The 17,174-nt window shown below is 66.4% G+C and carries 16 protein-coding genes; 6 read left to right on the top strand and 10 right to left on the bottom strand.

Annotated elements, in window-relative coordinates; translation table 11 throughout:
• The first annotated feature begins 44 nt into the window (after positions 1 to 44).
• The gene (gene recQ / locus KYC_RS02965; RefSeq protein WP_008158713.1) at positions 45 to 1,874 is read left to right on the top strand and encodes a DNA helicase RecQ; all 1,830 of its coding nucleotides are present in this window, start codon (positions 45 to 47) and stop codon (positions 1,872 to 1,874) included.
• 54 nt (positions 1,875 to 1,928) lie between these two features.
• Here recQ and KYC_RS02960 read toward each other — a convergent pair whose 3' ends face one another.
• Both KYC_RS02960 and KYC_RS02955 read right to left on the bottom strand, forming a co-directional pair.
• Entirely contained in the window at positions 1,929 to 2,984 is a 1,056-nt protein-coding gene (locus KYC_RS02960) for a cytochrome d ubiquinol oxidase subunit II (RefSeq protein ID WP_008158712.1), read from the bottom strand.
• Positions 2,981 to 4,324, bottom strand: coding sequence for a cytochrome ubiquinol oxidase subunit I (locus KYC_RS02955; RefSeq protein ID WP_008158710.1), 1,344 nt, complete (start codon positions 4,322 to 4,324; stop codon positions 2,981 to 2,983). Before KYC_RS02955 ends, KYC_RS02960 begins: the two co-directional genes overlap by 4 nt.
• 136 nt (positions 4,325 to 4,460) lie before the next feature.
• Here KYC_RS02955 and KYC_RS02950 point away from each other — a divergent pair, with 136 nt between their 5' ends.
• The 4 genes from KYC_RS02950 to minE all read left to right on the top strand — a co-directional run bounded on the left by KYC_RS02950 (position 4,461) and on the right by minE (position 8,509).
• A complete protein-coding gene (locus KYC_RS02950) occupies positions 4,461 to 6,227 on the top strand; it encodes a glutamine--tRNA ligase/YqeY domain fusion protein (RefSeq protein ID WP_008158708.1) in 1,767 nt (588 codons plus the stop codon).
• A 159-nt stretch (positions 6,228 to 6,386) separates the two neighbouring features.
• Positions 6,387 to 7,292: a septum site-determining protein MinC gene (minC, locus tag KYC_RS02945; protein WP_008158706.1), complete on the top strand. Its 906-nt coding sequence runs from the start codon at positions 6,387 to 6,389 to the stop codon at positions 7,290 to 7,292.
• A 140-nt stretch (positions 7,293 to 7,432) separates the two neighbouring features.
• Positions 7,433 to 8,248, top strand: a complete 816-nt coding sequence (minD, locus tag KYC_RS02940; RefSeq protein WP_008158705.1) for a septum site-determining protein MinD — start codon at positions 7,433 to 7,435, stop codon at positions 8,246 to 8,248.
• Between the two features lie 3 nt (positions 8,249 to 8,251).
• A complete protein-coding gene (gene minE / locus KYC_RS02935) occupies positions 8,252 to 8,509 on the top strand; it encodes a cell division topological specificity factor MinE (protein ID WP_006217654.1) in 258 nt (85 codons plus the stop codon).
• A gap of 86 nt (positions 8,510 to 8,595) precedes the next feature.
• On the opposite strand, the gene KYC_RS02930 is transcribed toward minE, so the two are convergent.
• From KYC_RS02930 to KYC_RS02915, 4 genes are all read right to left on the bottom strand, one after another.
• Positions 8,596 to 8,820, bottom strand: coding sequence for a glycine zipper 2TM domain-containing protein (locus KYC_RS02930; RefSeq protein WP_008158696.1), 225 nt, complete (start codon positions 8,818 to 8,820; stop codon positions 8,596 to 8,598).
• Between the two features lie 193 nt (positions 8,821 to 9,013).
• Positions 9,014 to 9,547, bottom strand: coding sequence for an isochorismatase family protein (locus KYC_RS02925; protein ID WP_008158694.1), 534 nt, complete (start codon positions 9,545 to 9,547; stop codon positions 9,014 to 9,016).
• A gap of 140 nt (positions 9,548 to 9,687) precedes the next feature.
• Positions 9,688 to 11,361, bottom strand: a complete 1,674-nt coding sequence (gene ettA / locus KYC_RS02920; RefSeq protein WP_008158691.1) for an energy-dependent translational throttle protein EttA — start codon at positions 11,359 to 11,361, stop codon at positions 9,688 to 9,690.
• 93 nt (positions 11,362 to 11,454) lie between these two features.
• Positions 11,455 to 12,375, bottom strand: a complete 921-nt coding sequence (locus KYC_RS02915) for a DMT family transporter (RefSeq protein ID WP_008158690.1) — start codon at positions 12,373 to 12,375, stop codon at positions 11,455 to 11,457.
• A 173-nt stretch (positions 12,376 to 12,548) separates the two neighbouring features.
• Between KYC_RS02915 and KYC_RS02910 the strand changes: the two genes are divergently transcribed.
• Positions 12,549 to 13,070 carry a hypothetical protein gene (locus KYC_RS02910; protein ID WP_043517388.1) on the top strand — a complete coding sequence of 174 codons (522 nt, stop codon included), beginning with the start codon at positions 12,549 to 12,551 and terminating at the stop codon, positions 13,068 to 13,070.
• An 81-nt stretch (positions 13,071 to 13,151) separates the two neighbouring features.
• Here KYC_RS02910 and KYC_RS02905 read toward each other — a convergent pair whose 3' ends face one another.
• From KYC_RS02905 to KYC_RS02890, 4 genes are all read right to left on the bottom strand, one after another.
• A complete protein-coding gene (locus KYC_RS02905) occupies positions 13,152 to 14,147 on the bottom strand; it encodes an ABC transporter ATP-binding protein (protein WP_008158686.1) in 996 nt (331 codons plus the stop codon).
• Positions 14,144 to 15,118 carry an ABC transporter ATP-binding protein gene (locus KYC_RS02900; RefSeq protein WP_043517386.1) on the bottom strand — a complete coding sequence of 325 codons (975 nt, stop codon included), beginning with the start codon at positions 15,116 to 15,118 and terminating at the stop codon, positions 14,144 to 14,146. The genes KYC_RS02905 and KYC_RS02900 overlap by 4 nt, the downstream gene beginning before the upstream one ends.
• Before the next feature lie 123 nt (positions 15,119 to 15,241).
• A complete protein-coding gene (locus KYC_RS02895) occupies positions 15,242 to 16,156 on the bottom strand; it encodes an ABC transporter permease (protein WP_008158682.1) in 915 nt (304 codons plus the stop codon).
• The gene (locus KYC_RS02890; protein WP_008158681.1) at positions 16,156 to 17,145 is read right to left on the bottom strand and encodes an ABC transporter permease; all 990 of its coding nucleotides are present in this window, start codon (positions 17,143 to 17,145) and stop codon (positions 16,156 to 16,158) included. Before KYC_RS02890 ends, KYC_RS02895 begins: the two co-directional genes overlap by 1 nt.
• Between the last annotated feature and the right edge of the window lie 29 nt (positions 17,146 to 17,174).

Below are 17,174 nucleotides of genomic sequence, written 5' to 3'. Positions count from 1 at the left end.
ATTGGGGCTTAAAATCCCTGCCATGATCCTCCCGGCCTACCTCCATGTCTGACGCGCGCGCCCTCGGCGTGTTGCAGCGCGTCTTCGGTTACGAATCCTTCCGCGGCGACCAGCAAGCCATCGTCGAACAGGTGATCGGCGGCGGCGACGCGCTGGTCCTCATGCCCACCGGCGGCGGCAAGTCGCTCTGTTACCAGATTCCGTCGCTGGTCCGCGAAGGCACCGGCATCGTCGTGTCTCCGCTGATCGCGCTGATGCAGGACCAGGTGGACGCCCTGACCGAACTCGGCGTGCGCGCGGCCTTCCTGAACTCCACGCAGGAATGGCGCGTGGCCCGCGAAGTGGAGCAGGCCTTCCTTGACGGCGAACTGGACCTGCTCTACGTGGCGCCCGAGCGCCTGCTGACCGACCGCTGCCTGCAACTGCTGGAACGCGGCCGCATCGCGCTCTTCGCCATCGACGAAGCGCACTGCGTGTCTCAGTGGGGCCACGATTTCCGGCCCGAGTACCTGGGCCTGTCCATGCTGCACGAGCGCTGGCCCGACGTGCCGCGCATCGCGCTCACGGCCACGGCCACCGCCGCCACCCGGACCGAAATCGCCCAGCGCCTGTCGCTGGACGAAGCTCGCCACTTCGTTTCCAGCTTCGACCGCCCCAACATCCGCTACCGCATTGTCGAAAAGAATGAAGTGCGCAAGCAGCTGCTGGACATGATCCGCACCGAACACGAAGGCGAATCCGGCGTGGTGTACGGCCTGTCGCGCGCCCGCGTCGAGGAAACCGCCGAATTCCTGTGCAACCAGGGCATCGACGCCATGCCCTACCACGCCGGGCTCAGCCCGCAGGTGCGCGCGGCCAACCAGGCCCGGTTCCTGCGCGAGGACGGGGTCGTCATGGTCGCCACCATCGCCTTCGGCATGGGCATCGACAAGCCCGACGTGCGCTTCGTGGCGCATATCGACCTGCCCAAATCCGTCGAAGGCTACTACCAGGAAACCGGCCGCGCCGGCCGCGACGGCCTGCCGGCCACCGCCTGGCTGGCCTATGGCCTGCAGGACGTGGTGCAGCAGCGCCGCATGATCGACGAGTCGCCTGGCGACGAATCCTACCGCCGGCGGCTGGGCCAGCAGCTGGACGCCATGCTGGGCTTGTGCGAAACCGTGGAATGCCGCCGCGTGCGCCTGCTGGCCTACTTTGGCCAGCAGATCACCGCCTGCGGCAACTGCGACGTCTGTCTGGATCCCCCGCAAGCCTGGGACGGCACCATCGCCGCGCAAAAGGTGCTGTCGGCCGTCTATCGGCTGTGGAAGGAACGCGGCCAGCGGTACGGCGCCGGCCACATCATCGACATCCTGCGGGGCAAGGTCACCGACCGCACCAAACAGCACGGCCACGAAACACTCAGCGTGTTCGGCGTGGGCGAAGACCTGAGCGACACCGCCTGGCGCGGCGTGCTGCGCCAATTGCTGGCGCAGGGCCTGCTGACGGTGGACAACGAAGGGTTCGGCACGCTGGCCCTGACCGAAGGCAGCCGCGCCGTGCTCAAGGGCGAACGGCAACTGATGCTGCGGCGCGAATCCGAAAAGAAGCCGCGCTCCGCCAAGACCGGCAGCGGCCGCCCGAAGGCCGCCACCATCGACCTGCCGGCCGAATTGCAGCCCGTCTTCGAGGCGCTGCGCGCCTGGCGCGGCGAAGTCGCCAAAAGCCATGGCGTGCCGGCCTACGTGATCTTCCACGACGCCACGCTGCGGGAAATCGCCATGGCCCGGCCCGATTCCATGGACGCCCTGAGCCACATCAGCGGCGTGGGCGCCCGCAAGCTGGAAGCCTACGGCGAAGAAATCCTGCAGCGCGTGTCCCGGCCGGTGCTCTAGCGGATCCCGCCGGGGCTGGCCGATGGCCGCGCCACCGGCGGCCGCCGCGCGCCGTCAGTACGACGGCGGCGGCAGCAGCGGCACCCGCGGGCGTTCCCTGCCGAACACCGACCGGTACGCCAGGATGTTGAACACCAGGACAACCGGGATCCCCACGACGGCGCCCGCCATGACCAGGCGCATGGAACCCAGCGCGCCGGCGCCGTCCCACAGGGTCATGTCGTCCAGGATCAGATACGGGAACAGGCTGTAGGCCAGGCCGCTGAGCATCAGCAGGCACAGCGCCACCGTCAGCACGAAAGGCAGCCAGCTGAAACGATCGGCCCGTCCGGGCAGGCGGGCCAGCAGCATTTCCGCGGCCACGAAGCCCGCCAGCATCAGCACCCAGACGGACGCGGCCAGGCTCAGGTGCGCGATGTTGCTCCATTTATAGAAGATGCCCGCGTTGGCCAGGCCCAGCGTGGCCGCGATCGACACCATGCCCACCGCCGTCCAGCGGATGGCGTGGCGGGCCCAGTTGGCGGCCCGCCGCTGGAGGTCGCCGTCCACGCGCATGACCAGCCACGACGCGCCCAGCAGCACATAGGCCGCCACCGCGCACAGTCCCACGAACATCGCGAACCAGCCGTAGCCGGCATCGGACTGGTAGCCGGTGGCGATGCGGCCCAGCAGCATGCCCTGGCCGAACGCGGTGATGATCGACCCCACCCAGAACGCGAAGATCCAGCGCGGCTTCAGTTCGTTGCGGGCGCGGATGCGGAACTCGAACGAGACGCTGCGCAGCACCACCCCCAGCACCATGAAGGTCAGTGGCCCATACAGCTTGCCCAGCACCGCCCCCCAGGCAAACGGGAACGCCGCCGCGAACAGGCCCATGCCCAGCAACAGCCAGAACTCGTTGGCGTCGCGCCACGGGCTCAGCAGGCTCATCATGCGGCCGCGCTCGTGCTCGGGCGCCACCTGCAGCAGGATGCCCACGCCCAGGTCGAAGCCGTCCAGCACCATGCCCGCGGCGATGACCACGAACAGCAGGCCCATGAACGCCAGCGGCATCCAGAATGAGGGGTCGTCGGGACTAAGGCCTTGCGAGGCCGCCAGCATGTTGATCATGGCGCACCTCCGCTCAGTTTGCGCACGGGCACGACGCCGTAGCGCGCCGCGTGGAACAGCATGCCGGTGAACGCGGCCAGCAGCAGCCCGTAAAGCAGCACATAGCCGCCCAGGCCGTACAGGACGGTGCTGGAGGCCGCCGGCCCCAGGACCTCGGATTGCGTGATGGTGCCGTTCACGACGAAGGGCTGCAGGCCGATGACGGACACCCACCAGCCTGCCACGACGGCGATGCCGCCCGAGAACATCATGCCGCACAGCACTCGCTGCCACCAATGCGGCAGGGTCGACGGATCCAGGCCGCGGCGGAACGTCATTAGAAAGGTCACGCACGCCACCGCCAGCATCAGCAGGCCCATCCCCGCCGCCACGCGCAGCGACCAGAAGGTCAGCGCCACCGGCGGGAGCATGCCGGAATACTTGTCCAGCCCCTGGTAGGTGCCGTCCGGATTGCGGTGCAGCCACATGCCGCCGGCGTTGTTCAGGGTCAGGTCGGCCACATTCTTGTGGGTGCGGGCGTCCGGCCAGCCGAACAGCACCAGCTGCGGCACGGGTCCGCTTTCCCAAAAGCCGGCCGCCGCGGCCGCCTTGGCGGGCTGCAGCTTGGCCATCATCTGTCCGGCTCCCGTCGCGACCGGCAATTGCAGGAAGGCCCCCACCACGGCGACGACCAGGGCGGTCTTGAACGCGCTGCGCTCGCCGTCGCCCAACGGACGCCGCAGCGCCTGCAGCGCCGTCACGCCCATCATCAGGAAGGACGCGGCCAGCGCGGCGCCAACGATGACGACGGCCATGCGCCACCCGACCGACGGATTCAGCACCACCGCCACCCAGTCGTAGACCTGGTAGCGGCCATCGACCAGCAGCGCGCCGTCCGGCGTCTGCATCCACGACTGCAGGGCCAGGACCCAGAACACGGCCACCAACTGCCCCACCGCCACCATCAGCACGGCCAGGGTATGCGCGGCGTCGGACACGCGGCGCTGGCCGAACAGCATGACGCCCAGGAAACACGATTTCAGGATGAAGACCGACAGGATGCCGTAGCCCAGGAGCGGACCCGCCACGTTGCCGATCTTGTCCATCAGCCCCGCCCACAGGCTGCCGATCTGGATCAGGACAGGCACGCTGGCCGCCAGGGTCAGCACAAACGCCAGGGCGAATATGCGCACCCAGAACCGGTAGGCGGCCGTCCAGCCGCCATGGGTGGACCAGCGGGCCCGGATCTTGAAAAACAGCAGCACCCAGGCCAGCGCCAGGGAAACGGCAAGAAACAGCGCCAGGAAGCTCAGGCTGGCCACGAACTGCGCCCGGGCCAGGGATAAGGTGGAGATATCCATAATGGCCCGTAGTGTAGAGCCAGTTACATGACTATGGGGGCGGATTGAAACCGGTTGCAGGCGTGGCGAAAATGGCTGCCCGGCGGAACGTGGCAAAATTGACGCTTTGTCGCTGCTTTTTCCTATTCTTTCAAGAATGACCTCCGCCACGACGCCGACCCCCGCCGCATCAAATTTCCTGCTCAACATCGTCCAAGACGACCTGGAGGCCAACCGCTTCCAGGGCAAGCGCTGGGCGGGCAAGCCTGGCCCGGCGGCCTTGCAGCAGCAGGGTGAAGCTGATCCGGCCCGCATCCGCACGCGCTTTCCGCCGGAGCCCAACGGCTACCTGCACATCGGCCACGCCAAGAGCATCTGCGTGAACTTCGGGCTGGCGCGCGACTTCGGCGGCGTCTGCCACCTGCGCTTCGACGACACCAACCCCGAGAAGGAAGACCAGGAATACGTCGACGCCATCATCGAGGCCGTCCATTGGCTGGGCTTCGACTGGAAGGCCGACGGCCGCGAAAACCTGTACTTCGCCAGCGACTATTTCGGCTACATGTACGAATTCGCCGAGGCCCTGGTGGAAGCCGGCCACGCGTATGTCGACGAACAGAGCGCCGACGAAATCCGCGCCAATCGCGGCACGCTGACCGAACCGGGCACCGATTCGCCCTGGCGCAACCGCCCGGCGGCAGAGTCGATCGCGCTGCTGCGCGAAATGCGCGACGGCAAGCATCCCGACGGCAGCCTGGTGCTGCGCGCGAAGATCAACATGGCTTCGCCCAACATCAACCTGCGCGACCCGGTCATGTACCGTGTGCGCCACGCCACCCACCACCGCACGGGCGACCAATGGTGCATCTACCCGATGTACAGCTGGGCGCACCCGGTGGAAGACGCGCTTGAAGGCATCACCCACAGCGTCTGCACCCTGGAATTCGAAGACCAGCGCCCGTTTTATGACTGGATCCTGGCGCGCCTGGCCGAACTGGGCAAGCTGACCCAGCCGCTGCCGCGCCAGTACGAGTTCGCCCGCCTGAACCTGAGCTACGTCGTCACCAGCAAGCGCAAGCTGCTGCAGCTGGTGCGCGAAGGCCATGTCGACGGCTGGGACGATCCCCGCATGCCGACCATCTTCGGCCTGCGCCGCCGCGGCTACACGCCGGCGTCGATCCGCCTGTTCTGCGACCGCACCGCCGTGTCCAAGTCCGATTCGCGCATCGACTACAGCCTGCTCGAACAGGCCGTGCGCGACGACCTGGACCCGATCGCCCCGCGCTCGGTGGCCGTGCTGGACCCGATCAAGCTGGTCATCACCAATTACCCGGAAGGCCAGACCGAGCTCTGCACGGCGCCGCGCAATCCGCACGATCCGGAAGCCGGCGTGCGCGAGTTCCCGCTGTCGCGCGAACTGTGGATCGAGCGCGACGACTTCCGCGAAGAGGCGCCCAAGAAGTATTTCCGCCTGTTCCCCGGCAACACCGTGCGCCTGAAGTACGGCTATGTCGTGCGCTGCACCGGCTTCACCAAAAACGAGGCCGGCGAAGTCGTCGAGGTCCAGGCCGAATACCTGCCCGACACCAAGAGCGGCACGCCGGGCGCAGACAGCGTCAAGGTCAAGGGCAACATCACCTGGGTCAGCGCCGCGCACGCCGTGCCCGCCCAGATCCACCTTTACGACCGCCTCTTCGCCGACGCGCGTCCCGACGGCGGCGACAAGGACTTCCTGGCCTGCCTGAACCCCAACTCCAAGCAGACCGTCACGGCCTGGCTGGAACCGGGCACCGTCGCCACCCCTGGCGCCACCTGGCAGTTCGAGCGCCTGGGCTACTTCACGGCCGACCTGAAGGATTCCACGCAAGAGGCCCCGGTGCTCAACCGCATCGTGACCCTGCGCGATTCCTGGGCGCAAGGTTGACGCGCCGCGCGTGCAATACGGGAAAAAGGGCCCTGCGGGGTCCTTTTTCTTTCGTTGCGCGTCCGGCTCAGGCCGCCCTGGGCGGGTTATCATCCCCGACATCCCGCAGCCGGTCGCGCGCGCCGTTTCCAGACGCGCGTACCGCCAGCCACAATCAAGATGAATACTGAATCCCTAGCCCTGGACTTCAAAAGCGCCACCCTGTATGCCATCCGGGTGGTCCTGCATAGCGCCGATCCCGAACGCCTGAACGCAGCGCTGACCAAGCGCATGGCGGATGCGGGCAGCTTCTTCGAAAACGAACCCGTCGTCATCGACGCCAGCCGCGTCGAGGAAACGATCGACTGGACCACCCTGGTGGCGGCGCTGCGCGGCCACAACCTGCCCCCTATCGGCGTGGTGGCCGAAGGCGCCAACCTGCAGGCCGCCCGCGATGCCGGCCTGACGCCGGTGGAGCTGTCCACGCCCGCCGCGCGGCCCGCGCCCGTGGTCGACACCGCGCCGCCGAACGACGTCGCCACCCCGGTGCCGTCCGTGCCGGCCGCCTCGGTCGAGATCGCGCAGGGCCCCACGGATACGTCCGCCTCCGATACCGCAGCGGCTCCGGCCGAAAAATCCGCCGCTGACGAATCCGCAGCGCCGGCCGCCTCGGCGGCCGATCCGCTGCCCGCCCGCGCCGCAAGCAGCACCACGTCCGCGCCCAGTCCCACGCCCGCCGCGCCGCATTCGTCGTCGGCGCTGGTCATCACCAAGCCGCTGCGTTCCGGCCAGCGCGTTTATGCGCGCCACACGGACCTGGTCGTGATCGGCATGGTGAGCCAGGGCGCGGAAGTCATCGCCGACGGCAACGTGCACGTGTACGGTCCGCTGCGCGGCAAGGCCATGGCGGGTGCGCGGGGCGACGCTTCGGCGCGCATCTTCACGACGCACCTGGACGCGGAGCTGCTGGCCGTGGCCGGGGTCTACCGCGTGGTTGAAGACAAGCTGGACCGCACGCTGCAGAACCAGCCCGCGCTTGTCCGGCTGGACGGCGACACCCTGCGCATCGAAGCCTTGAAGGCGTAGCGCCGCAGTCCCATGGTTTCCGCCCCGAGACGGCTGCGCGGCGGCAGCCGCACAAATCTCAACACATCCTGTAAGAAGCCTTACATGGGCTTTTTGCTTTACGATAACGCGATTTATTCGAACATAAGGGTTTGATCGTCATGACACGCATTGTTGTGGTGACTTCCGGCAAAGGCGGCGTGGGCAAGACCACGACGAGCGCCAGTTTTTCCGCGGGCCTCGCGATGCGGGGCCACAAGACCGCTGTCATCGACTTCGACGTCGGCCTGCGCAACCTCGACCTCATCATGGGCTGCGAGCGTCGCGTGGTGTACGACTTCGTCAATGTGATCCAGGGCGAGGCCACCCTCAAGCAGGCGCTCATCAAGGACAAGCAGCTCGAAAACCTGTTCATCCTGCCCGCCTCGCAAACGCGCGACAAAGACGCGCTGACCCAGGAAGGCGTTGAAAAGGTCATCAACGACTTGAAGGAAATGGGCTTCGACTACATCGTCTGCGATTCGCCCGCGGGCATCGAAACCGGCGCGCTCATGGCGGCCTACTTCGCCGACGACGCGCTGGTGGTCACCAACCCGGAAGTGTCGTCGGTGCGCGACTCCGACCGCATCCTGGGCATTCTCGCGGCCAAGTCCAAGCGCGCGGTCGAAGGCGACGAGCCGGTCAAGGAATACCTGCTGCTGACCCGCTACAACCCGAAGCGCGTGTCCGACGGCGAAATGCTGTCCCTGACCGACATCGAAGACATCCTGCGCATCAAGCTGATCGGCGTGATCCCCGAATCTGAAGCCGTGCTGCAGGCCTCGAACCAAGGCCTGCCGGCCATCCACCTGAAAGACACCGACGTCTCGGAAGCCTACAAGGACGTCGTCAGCCGTTACCTTGGCGAAGACAAGGCGCTGCGCTTTACCGATTACGAAAAGCCCGGTTTCCTGAAGCGCCTGTTCGGAGGCAAGTAAGCAATGTCCTTCCTGTCGTTTCTGCTTGGTCAAAAGAAGACCTCCGCGTCCGTCGCCAAAGAACGGTTGCAGATCATCCTTGCCCACGAGCGTGGTCGCGGCGACTCGCCCGATTACCTGCCGCAGCTGCAGCAGGAACTTATCGCGGTGATCTCCAAGTACGTGAAGATCAATCCTGAAGACATCAAGGTGCACCTGGAACGCCAGGACACGCTGGAAGTGTTGGAAGTGAAGATCGAGATGCCGCAAAACGAGACCTGAGGCCTCGTAGCTCGCCGGCCTTCCGGCGCGCGCCACGCATAAAAAACGCCCGGCAATGCCGGGCGTTCCACTTTGGGAAAGCGGTTTTAGCGCTTGCCGACCTGATCGCCGATCACGCCGCCGATTGCCGCGCCCCCCACGGTGCCGAGAATGCCGCCGTTGGTGAGCACGGCGCCCGCGACACCGCCCAGCGCGGCGCCGCCCACAGTGCTCTTTTGGCGATGGCTCATGCCATCCCACGACGAACAACCCGCCATGACGGCGGCCAGGGCCACTGCGGCACAGATCTTGGAAAGCGATGCGATTTTCATGTTGAAGCTCCTATTCTTCTACCCGTGGGGCCGCAGCAATGAAGCTGATGCGAGCGCACGACCCCTTTGTGGGTTTAGAGCTTTCAGGATCGCAAAATAATCAGGGCCATGCTGTTAGGTTTGCCCAGGAATTGTGTCAAAGGGAGAGTGATTTTTTACCCTGCCCTGGAGACCATGTTGCAGGCGTCCGCCGCTATTTGACGAGACGTAACACGTCGCGGAAGCGCGGGTGCTCGCAGGTTTCCATCCATTCGAAAATCGCCATTTCCGACGTGATGATTTCGGCGCCGTGCGCACGCGCGCGGCGCAGCGCAGCGTGGTGGTCCGAAGGCTTGCGCGACCCGGCGGCGTCGGCGACCAGCGCAGCCTTGTAGCCCAGTTCGATCAGGCCGATTACGGTCTGCAGGACGCAGATATGCGCTTCGCAGCCCGCCACCAACACAGTCCTGCGCGCGGCCGGCAGCCAGCCGTCGAAGCCCGGCTCGCGGGCGGACGAGAAATGCATCTTCTGGAACGCGCCCTGCACCAGTTCGCGCAGCGGCTCCACCGTGACGCCCAGCATCTTGCTGTGGTGTTCGGTGGCCATCACCGGCACATCCAGCAGGCGAGCCGCCTGCGCAAGCTTGTGCGCGGCGCCCAGCACCGCATCGGCATCATGGATGGCGGGCATCAGGCGGCCCTGCATGTCGACGATGAGCAGGGTGGAATCGGAGGCGGACAGCAGCATGATGATGACTCCCGAGGGTAAGGGGTCAGCATAACCCCGAGGGGCGGCGATGTCGCGCCAGGCCGGTGTCTGACACCTCGCGATGAAAAAATCCCGGCGCGAGGGCCGGGATTCTTAGGGACATGCAGCCGCGGGCCGAATTACTTCAGGGCCTTGTAGCGCAGGCGCTTGGGCTTGGCGCCCTCTTCGCCCAGGCGGCGCTTCTTGTCGGCTTCGTATTCCTGGTAGTTGCCGTCGAAGAACACCACTTGCGAATCGCCTTCGAAGGCCAGGATGTGCGTGGCGATGCGGTCCAGGAACCAGCGATCGTGGCTGATCACCATGACGCTGCCGGGGAATTCCAGCAAGGCGTCTTCCAGCGCGCGCAGGGTTTCCACGTCGAGGTCGTTGGACGGTTCGTCGAGCAGCAGCACGTTGCCGCCGGCGATCAGCGTCTTGGCCATGTGCAGGCGGCCGCGTTCACCGCCGGACAGCTGGCCCACGACCTTGTTCTGGTCGCCGCCCTTGAAGTTGAAGCGGCCCAGGTAGGCGCGCGACGACATTTCGAACTTGCCCACGGTCAGGATGTCGGCGCCGTCGGACACCGCATCGAACACCGTCTTCTTGTCTTCCAGCGCATCGCGCGACTGGTCGACGTAAGCAAGCTTGACGGTCTTGCCGATGTTCACTTCACCCGAATCCGGCTGCTCGCGGCCCGCGATCATGCGGAACAGCGTCGACTTGCCGGCGCCGTTGGCGCCGATGATGCCCACGATGGCGCCAGGCGGCACCTTGAAGCTGAGGTTGTCGATCAGCAGGCGGTCGCCGTAGGCCTTGCTGACATTGTTGAATTCAATGACCTCGTTGCCCAGGCGCTCACCCACGGGAATGAAGATTTCCTGGGTTTCGTTGCGCTTCTGGTATTCGTAGGACGACAGTTCCTCGAAACGCGCCAGGCGCGCCTTGGCCTTGGCCTGGCGTCCCTTGGGGTTCTGGCGCACCCATTCCAGTTCCTTCTTGATGGTCTTCTGGCGGGCGGATTCCGACGATTCTTCCTGCTTGAGGCGGTCTTCTTTCTGTTCCAGCCACGAGCTGTAGTTGCCCTTCCAGGGAATGCCGTAGCCGCGGTCCAGTTCGAGGATCCATTCGGCCGCGTTGTCGAGGAAGTAGCGGTCGTGGGTCACGCCCACGACGGTGCCGGGGAACTTGTGCAGGAACTGCTCAAGCCATTCCACGCTTTCGGCGTCCAGGTGGTTGGTGGGTTCGTCCAGCAGCAGCATGTCGGGCTTGGACAGCAGCAGGCGGCACAGGGCCACGCGGCGCTTTTCACCGCCGGACAGCTTGCCGACGATGGCGTCCCAGGGCGGCAGGCGCAGCGCGTCGGCGGCGATTTCCATCTGGTGCTCGATATCGTCCGCGCCGCTGGAGGCGGCTGCGGCAATGATGGCTTCGAGTTCAGCCTGCTCGGCGGCAAGCGCGTCGAAGTCCGCGTCCGGTTCCGCGTAGGCGGCGTAGACCTCGTCCAGGCGCTTCTTGGCGGTGACGACGGCGCCCAGGCCTTCTTCGACCGCCTGGCGGACCGTGTGCTCGGGATTGAGCTGCGGTTCCTGCGGCAGGTAGCCGATGTTCAGGCCCGGCATGGGGACGGCTTCGCCTTCGATCTCGCGGTCGACGCCGGCCATGATCTTCAGCAGCGTCGACTTGCCCGAGCCGTTCAGGCCCAGCACGCCGATCTTGGCGCCAGGAAAAAACGAAAGCGAGATATCGCGCAGGATCTGCCGCTTGGGCGGCACGATCTTGCCGACGCGGTTCATGGTGTAGACGTATTGGGCCATGGGCTCGTAGAAGAGATATAGCTGAGAAACCGTTGATTGTAGGCCGGAACCCTGACCGGCGCGCGACAGCGGCGATCCGTCCCTTGCCGGCGGTCAGGCGGCCCCGCCGGCGGGCTTTCCGAGGCGTGGCGTGCGCATCTGCGCCAGCATCACGCCGGCCAGCGCCATGGCGCCGCCCGCGATGTGGAACAGGTGCGGTTTTTCGTCCAGGAATATCGCCGCGATGGCCACGGTGCCGACCGGCATCAGGTTCAGGAAGATGCTGGCCCGGTTGGGCCCAAGATGCCTGACGCCCTGCATCCAGAGGAACGGCGCAAACAGGGACGGGAATATCGCCGCGTACAGCACCAGCGGCACATTGGCGGAATTCAGCGGCGACGGCGCCGCCATCAGGAACGCGGGAAGCTGGAACAGCACGCCAAAGCCCACCTGCACGTACAGCGACTGCCACGGCCCCACCGGCAGCGCCCAAAGGCGCAGCAGGACGCCGTACAGCGCGTAGGCCAGCGCGGCCAGGCCCATCAGCAGGTCGCCTGGGTTCGCCCCCACCGACAGCAGGCGCGCGGGGTCTCCCTCGCCGATCAGCAGGGCCAGCCCCGCCAACGACACCAGGCCGCCCGCGAGCGCCATCAGCGTGGGCCGCTGGCGCAGCACCACGGCGCCGACCGCGATCGTCAGGAGCGGAATCATGGCCGTGATGATGCCCATGTTGGTCGCGGTGGTGGTGGACGCGGCGACGTAGGCCAGGCCCTGATACAGCGCCATCCCCAGCCCCCCGAGCACGGCGAACTTGGGCAGGTGCGGCGCGATCAGCCTGCGCTGCGCCCACACGCCCGGCAGCGCGAACGGCGTCAGCACCGCGCCGGCCAGCGCCCAGCGGTAAAAGCCGATGACGGCGGGCGAGATCACGCCGGCGGCCATCTTCGTGACAATCATGTTGACGGACCAGATCAGCGCCGCAAGCAAGGGAAACAACAGATAGCGGGCGGGAACATGGGTGGTGTCGGGGCGCATCGAGTAAACCAGTGCCGGATGAAAACAGACCGCCAGTGTAAGCCTGGCCAGATTGCCCCGTCCCCTATCGTCATCCAAGCGCCCGATGCACTGCGGCGCTGTTCGCGCGACAATAGCGCCTGACTTTTTGCATCTGCCGTGCCGTCGCGGCTTCATCGCGCCCAGGAACCTTCATGTCCGCCTCTGCTACTCCCCCTGCTTCCTTGACCCATTTCAGCGCAGCCGAACTGGACATGCTGGCCAAGACCGCAGACGCGCTCAGCGCCTACCTGGGCAAACCCGTGCTGGCCGAAGTGGTGCTGGGCGATGAGGGCACCGAATGGGTGACCTACGGCGTTCCCATGGACGAGAACGCCAAAGAAGACGAAGAGCAGACCCACGTCCAGATGGGCGGCCCCGGCGCGCGCCTGCTGGGCAACCGCGGCGGCCTGCCGCAGTCCGACGACGACACCTATGACTGCCTGTACCTCTGGGCGATCCAGATCTCGCTCAATGAGGGCGAGCGCTTCGTCAAACTGGACCACGATGGCGAAGAATCCGCCTGGTCCGACAGCCTGGAAGATGTGCTGCCCTTTGCGCTGACCGAGGAACCGCAGCCGGATCCGGACGAAGAAGACGAAGAAGAGGAAGACGGCGCAGACGACGAGGACGACGACACGCCGTACGACGACGACGAGCGCAACCACCGCCACTGAGCGGCGCGCGTCGCGGCTTCGCAAGCATGGTGGACGGGAGCGCCGGATGGAGGCGCCCCCTGTTCCGGGCCCTGCCGGGCTTCAGGCGGAGATCCGCCCCTCCTGCACCGCATGGCAGGCCACGATCGACACCCCAGCCAGCATCGCCACGGGCGCCTCCGACCGGCAACGGTCGTTGGCGTGCGGGCAGCGCGGATGGAACGTGCAGCCCGGCGGCGGATTGAGCGGATTGGGCACCTCTCCGGCCACCGCAGTGCGCGGCTTGCCCGCGCCGTTGATGTCCGGAATCGCTTCCAGCAGCATGCGCGTATAGGGATGGCGCGGTCGCGCGAAGAGTTCGTCGCGCGGCGCGACTTCCACCATGCGCCCCAGGTACATCACCCCTACCCGGTCGGCAACGTGATGCACGACCGCCAGGTTGTGGGAAATGAACAGGTACGTCAGCCCCAGTTCCCGCTGCAGGTCCTTCATCAGGTTCAGCACCTGCGCCTGCACCGACACGTCCAGGGCCGAGGTGGGCTCGTCGCACACCAGGAACTCCGGATTCACCGCCAGCGCGCGCGCGATCGAAATGCGCTGGCGCTGGCCGCCCGAGAATTGATGGGGATAGCGCCCCTGGTCTGCCGGATCCAGACCCACCTGCCTGAGCAGGTCGCCAACCCGCGCCACGCGTTCCTCCGGCGTCATGCGGGTATGCGTCAGCATCGGCTCGGCGATGATGCGGCCCACGCGCCAGCGCGGGTTCAGGCTGGCATAGGGATCCTGGAAAATCATCTGCAGGCGCTTGCGCAAGGCGCGGCCGCCAGGCTCGGACATGCGCGAGAGCGGCTGGCCGTCGAAGCGGATGTCCCCGCGGGTCAGGCCATAGAGCCCCACCAGCATGCGCGCCACCGTGGACTTGCCGCAGCCCGATTCGCCGACCAGGGCCAGCGTTTCGCCACGCGCGATTTCGAACGACACGCCGTCCACCGCGCGCAGCATCACCTTCGGCTTGCGCGCCAGCTTGCGTTCCAGCCAGGGCGGAGATACGTCGAACCAGCGGGCCGCGTCCTTGACTTCTACGAGAGGGGTGCTCATGCGGCCACCTTGTCTTCATGCAACCAACAGGCCGCGCGGGACGTGCCCGCCGGCAGCAATTCGGGCCGGTCATGCGCGCAGCGCGGCAACCGCTTGCCGCAGCGCGGATTGAACGCACAGCCCGGCGGAATGGCATTGAGCCGCGGCATGCTGCCGTCGATCTGCACCAGCCGTTCGGCGTGGCCTTCCAACGTGGGAATCGACCCCATCAACCCCGCCGTGTAAGGATGGCGCGGCTTGTGGATGACGTCGGCGACCGGACCGATCTCGGCCACGCGGCCCGCGTACATCACCGCCACCCGGTCGGCGGTCTCGGCGATCACGCCCATGTCGTGCGTGATCAGCATGACGGCCGTGCCGTTCTCGCGGCACAGGCGCTTGAGCAGTTCGATGATCTGCGCCTGGATGGATACGTCCAGCGCCGTCGTGGGCTCGTCCGCCACCACCAGTTTGGGTTCGGCGGCGAGCGCCAGCGCAATCACCACGCGCTGCCGCATGCCGCCCGAGAACTGGTGCGGATAGTGGTCGATACGTTCCCGCGCGGCGGGGATGCCAGTGGACGCCAGCAGCTCGACCGCGCGATTGCGCGCCTGCGACCAGGTCATGTCCAGGTGGGTCACGATGGTTTCCGCCAGTTGCCTGCCCACGGTGTACAGCGGGTTCAGGGACGTCAGCGGATCCTGGAACACGGCGCCGATCTCACGGCCGCGCACGCGGCGCATCTGTTCGTCGGGCAGGTTGTCGATGCGGCGGCCCGCCAGCAGGATTTCCCCGCCCGCGATGCGGCCGGGCGGTTCGAGCAGGCCGATGATGGATGCGCCGGTCAGCGATTTGCCGGCGCCGGATTCGCCCACCACGCCCAGGACTTCGCCGGCCTGGATGGAAAAGGACACGTCGTCCAGGGCGCGCAGCGTGCCGCGGCGCGTGGGAAACTCCACGCGCAGATTGCGGACCTCCAATAGTGCGCTCATGTGCGATACCTCAATTCAAATATCTGTTGCATGCGCCTGCGGGACCGCAGCGGATCCGGGCTTCCCGGTCCGCTCGCGGCGCCCCGTTTCAGGGGGAAACGCCGCAGGCGCTTCGGGGGTGGATCAGTTCAGCCTCGGGTTCAGCGCGTCGCGCAGCCAGTCGCCCAGCAGGTTGACCGACAGCACAAGCAGCACCAGCGCCGCGCCCGGGAATATGGTGATCCACCATTCGCCGGAAAACAGGAAATCGTTGCCGATGCGGATCAGCGTGCCCAGCGACGGCGCGGTCGGCGGCACGCCCACCCCCAGGAACGACAGCGTCGCCTCGGTGATGATGGCCGTGGCCAGGTGCACCGTAGCCAGCACCAGCACCGGCCCCAGCACGTTGGGCAGCACGTGGCGGAACATGATGACGGGCGACGCCACGCCGATCACGCGCGCAGCCTGCACGTATTCGCGGTTTTTCTCGACCAGGGTCGAGCCGCGCACGGTGCGGGCGTACTGTGGCCACCCCGCCAGCGCGATCGCGCCGATCAGGACCGGGAAGGCGATCAGCTCGTGCATGTCGCGCGGCACGGCCGCGCGCGCCACGCCGTCGATCAGCAGCGCGATCAGGATGGCGGGAAACGACAGCTGCACGTCGGCGACACGCATGATGAAGGCATCAATGCGCCCCCCCGCGTAACCCGAGACCAGGCCCAGCACAATGCCGATCAGCATCGACAGCAGCACCGACGCCAGGCCGATCAGCAGCGACACGCGCGTGCCGTACAGAATGGCCGAATACAGGTCGCGTCCCTGGCTGTCGGTGCCGAGCAGATAGGTGGCCTGGCCGTTGGCTTCCCATGCCGGCGGCAGCAGCGCGTCCAGCAGTTCCACCTTGGTCAGGTCGAACGGATTGTGCGGCGCCACCCAGCCGGCCCCGAAAGAGCCGATCAGCAAGGCGGCAAGCAGCAAGGTCGCCACGATGGCCACGGGAGCCCGGCGCCAGGCCCAGGCAATGTCGCTGTCCCACCAGCGTTTGAGTACGGCGCGCATTAGTGAGCCCCCCCGCCGCGAGTCAGCCCGGAACGCAGCCGCGGGTCCACGACGAAATACAGAAGATCGACGATCAGGTTGATCACCACGAACACCAGTGCGATCAGGCACAGGTACGCGGCCATGACCGGCACGTCGGCGAATTGAACCGCCTGGATGAACAGCAAGCCCATGCCCGGCCACTGAAACACGGTTTCCGTGACGATGGCGAAGGCGATGATGCCGCCCAGCTGCAGCCCGGTAATGGTGATGACCGGCACCATCGTGTTCTTCAGGGCGTGCCCGAAGTGGATGGCGCGCCGTTTCAGGCCGCGGGCGCGGGCGAATTTGATGTAATCGGAACGCAGGACTTCCAGCATTTCCGAACGCACCAGCCGCAGCACCAGCGTCATCTGGAACAGCGACAGCGTGATGGACGGCAGGATCAGGTGCTTCCAGCCCGTGGCCGTGAACAGGCCCGAGGTCCACCATCCCAGGCTGACGGTGTCGCCCCGTCCGTAGCTAGGCAGCCAGCCCAGCTGCACGGAGAACACCAGGATCAGCAGGATGCCGATCAGGAACGTGGGCAGCGACACCCCCAGCAGGGAGCCAGCCAGCAGCATCTGGGACACCAGGCTGTTGCGCTTGAGCGCCGTGTACACGCCCAGCGGCACACCCACGACCAGCGCCAGCAGCGCCGCGACCATGGACAGTTCCAGCGTGGCCGGCAGGCGCGACTTCAACAGGGTGGAAACGGGTTCGCTCTGGCGCAGGGATATGCCGAAATTGCCCTGCACGGCATTGGCCACGAAATGGCCGAATTGAACGATGGCGGGCTCGTTCAGGCCCAGGCGTTCACGCAATTCGATGCGTTCGGCATCGGTGGCGTCCTGCCCCAGCATGATGGTGACAGGGTCGCCGACGTATTGGAAAAGCACAAAGGCCAGTAGCGCGACGGTGAGCATCACCGCTACGGCCTGCAACAGGCGACGCAGTATGAAAGCGAACATAGGCGAAAAAAAGCAAGACGGCGGGGAGC

The sequence above is a fragment of the Achromobacter arsenitoxydans SY8 genome, assembly GCF_000236785.1.
Taxonomy (GTDB): domain Bacteria; phylum Pseudomonadota; class Gammaproteobacteria; order Burkholderiales; family Burkholderiaceae_B; genus Achromobacter; species Achromobacter arsenitoxydans.
The sequence above is the reverse complement of the archived record's forward strand: the minus strand, read 5'-3'. Positions and strand labels throughout refer to the sequence as shown.

Excerpts from the sequence above, each read along its gene's own strand:
- recQ (WP_008158713.1), top strand. The coding sequence starts at position 45 with ATGTCTGACGCGCGCGCCCTCGGCGTGTTGCAGCGCGTCTTCGGTTAC.
- KYC_RS02960 (WP_008158712.1), bottom strand. The coding sequence starts at position 2,984 with ATGATCAACATGCTGGCGGCCTCGCAAGGCCTTAGTCCCGACGACCCC.
- KYC_RS02955 (WP_008158710.1), bottom strand. The coding sequence starts at position 4,324 with ATGGATATCTCCACCTTATCCCTGGCCCGGGCGCAGTTCGTGGCCAGC.
- KYC_RS02950 (WP_008158708.1), top strand. The coding sequence starts at position 4,461 with ATGACCTCCGCCACGACGCCGACCCCCGCCGCATCAAATTTCCTGCTC.
- minC (WP_008158706.1), top strand. The coding sequence starts at position 6,387 with ATGAATACTGAATCCCTAGCCCTGGACTTCAAAAGCGCCACCCTGTAT.
- minD (WP_008158705.1), top strand. The coding sequence starts at position 7,433 with ATGACACGCATTGTTGTGGTGACTTCCGGCAAAGGCGGCGTGGGCAAG.
- minE (WP_006217654.1), top strand. The coding sequence starts at position 8,252 with ATGTCCTTCCTGTCGTTTCTGCTTGGTCAAAAGAAGACCTCCGCGTCC.
- KYC_RS02930 (WP_008158696.1), bottom strand. The coding sequence starts at position 8,820 with ATGAAAATCGCATCGCTTTCCAAGATCTGTGCCGCAGTGGCCCTGGCC.
- KYC_RS02925 (WP_008158694.1), bottom strand. The coding sequence starts at position 9,547 with ATGCTGCTGTCCGCCTCCGATTCCACCCTGCTCATCGTCGACATGCAG.
- ettA (WP_008158691.1), bottom strand. The coding sequence starts at position 11,361 with ATGGCCCAATACGTCTACACCATGAACCGCGTCGGCAAGATCGTGCCG.
- KYC_RS02915 (WP_008158690.1), bottom strand. The coding sequence starts at position 12,375 with ATGCGCCCCGACACCACCCATGTTCCCGCCCGCTATCTGTTGTTTCCC.
- KYC_RS02910 (WP_043517388.1), top strand. The coding sequence starts at position 12,549 with ATGTCCGCCTCTGCTACTCCCCCTGCTTCCTTGACCCATTTCAGCGCA.
- KYC_RS02905 (WP_008158686.1), bottom strand. The coding sequence starts at position 14,147 with ATGAGCACCCCTCTCGTAGAAGTCAAGGACGCGGCCCGCTGGTTCGAC.
- KYC_RS02900 (WP_043517386.1), bottom strand. The coding sequence starts at position 15,118 with ATGAGCGCACTATTGGAGGTCCGCAATCTGCGCGTGGAGTTTCCCACG.
- KYC_RS02895 (WP_008158682.1), bottom strand. The coding sequence starts at position 16,156 with ATGCGCGCCGTACTCAAACGCTGGTGGGACAGCGACATTGCCTGGGCC.
- KYC_RS02890 (WP_008158681.1), bottom strand. The coding sequence starts at position 17,145 with ATGTTCGCTTTCATACTGCGTCGCCTGTTGCAGGCCGTAGCGGTGATG.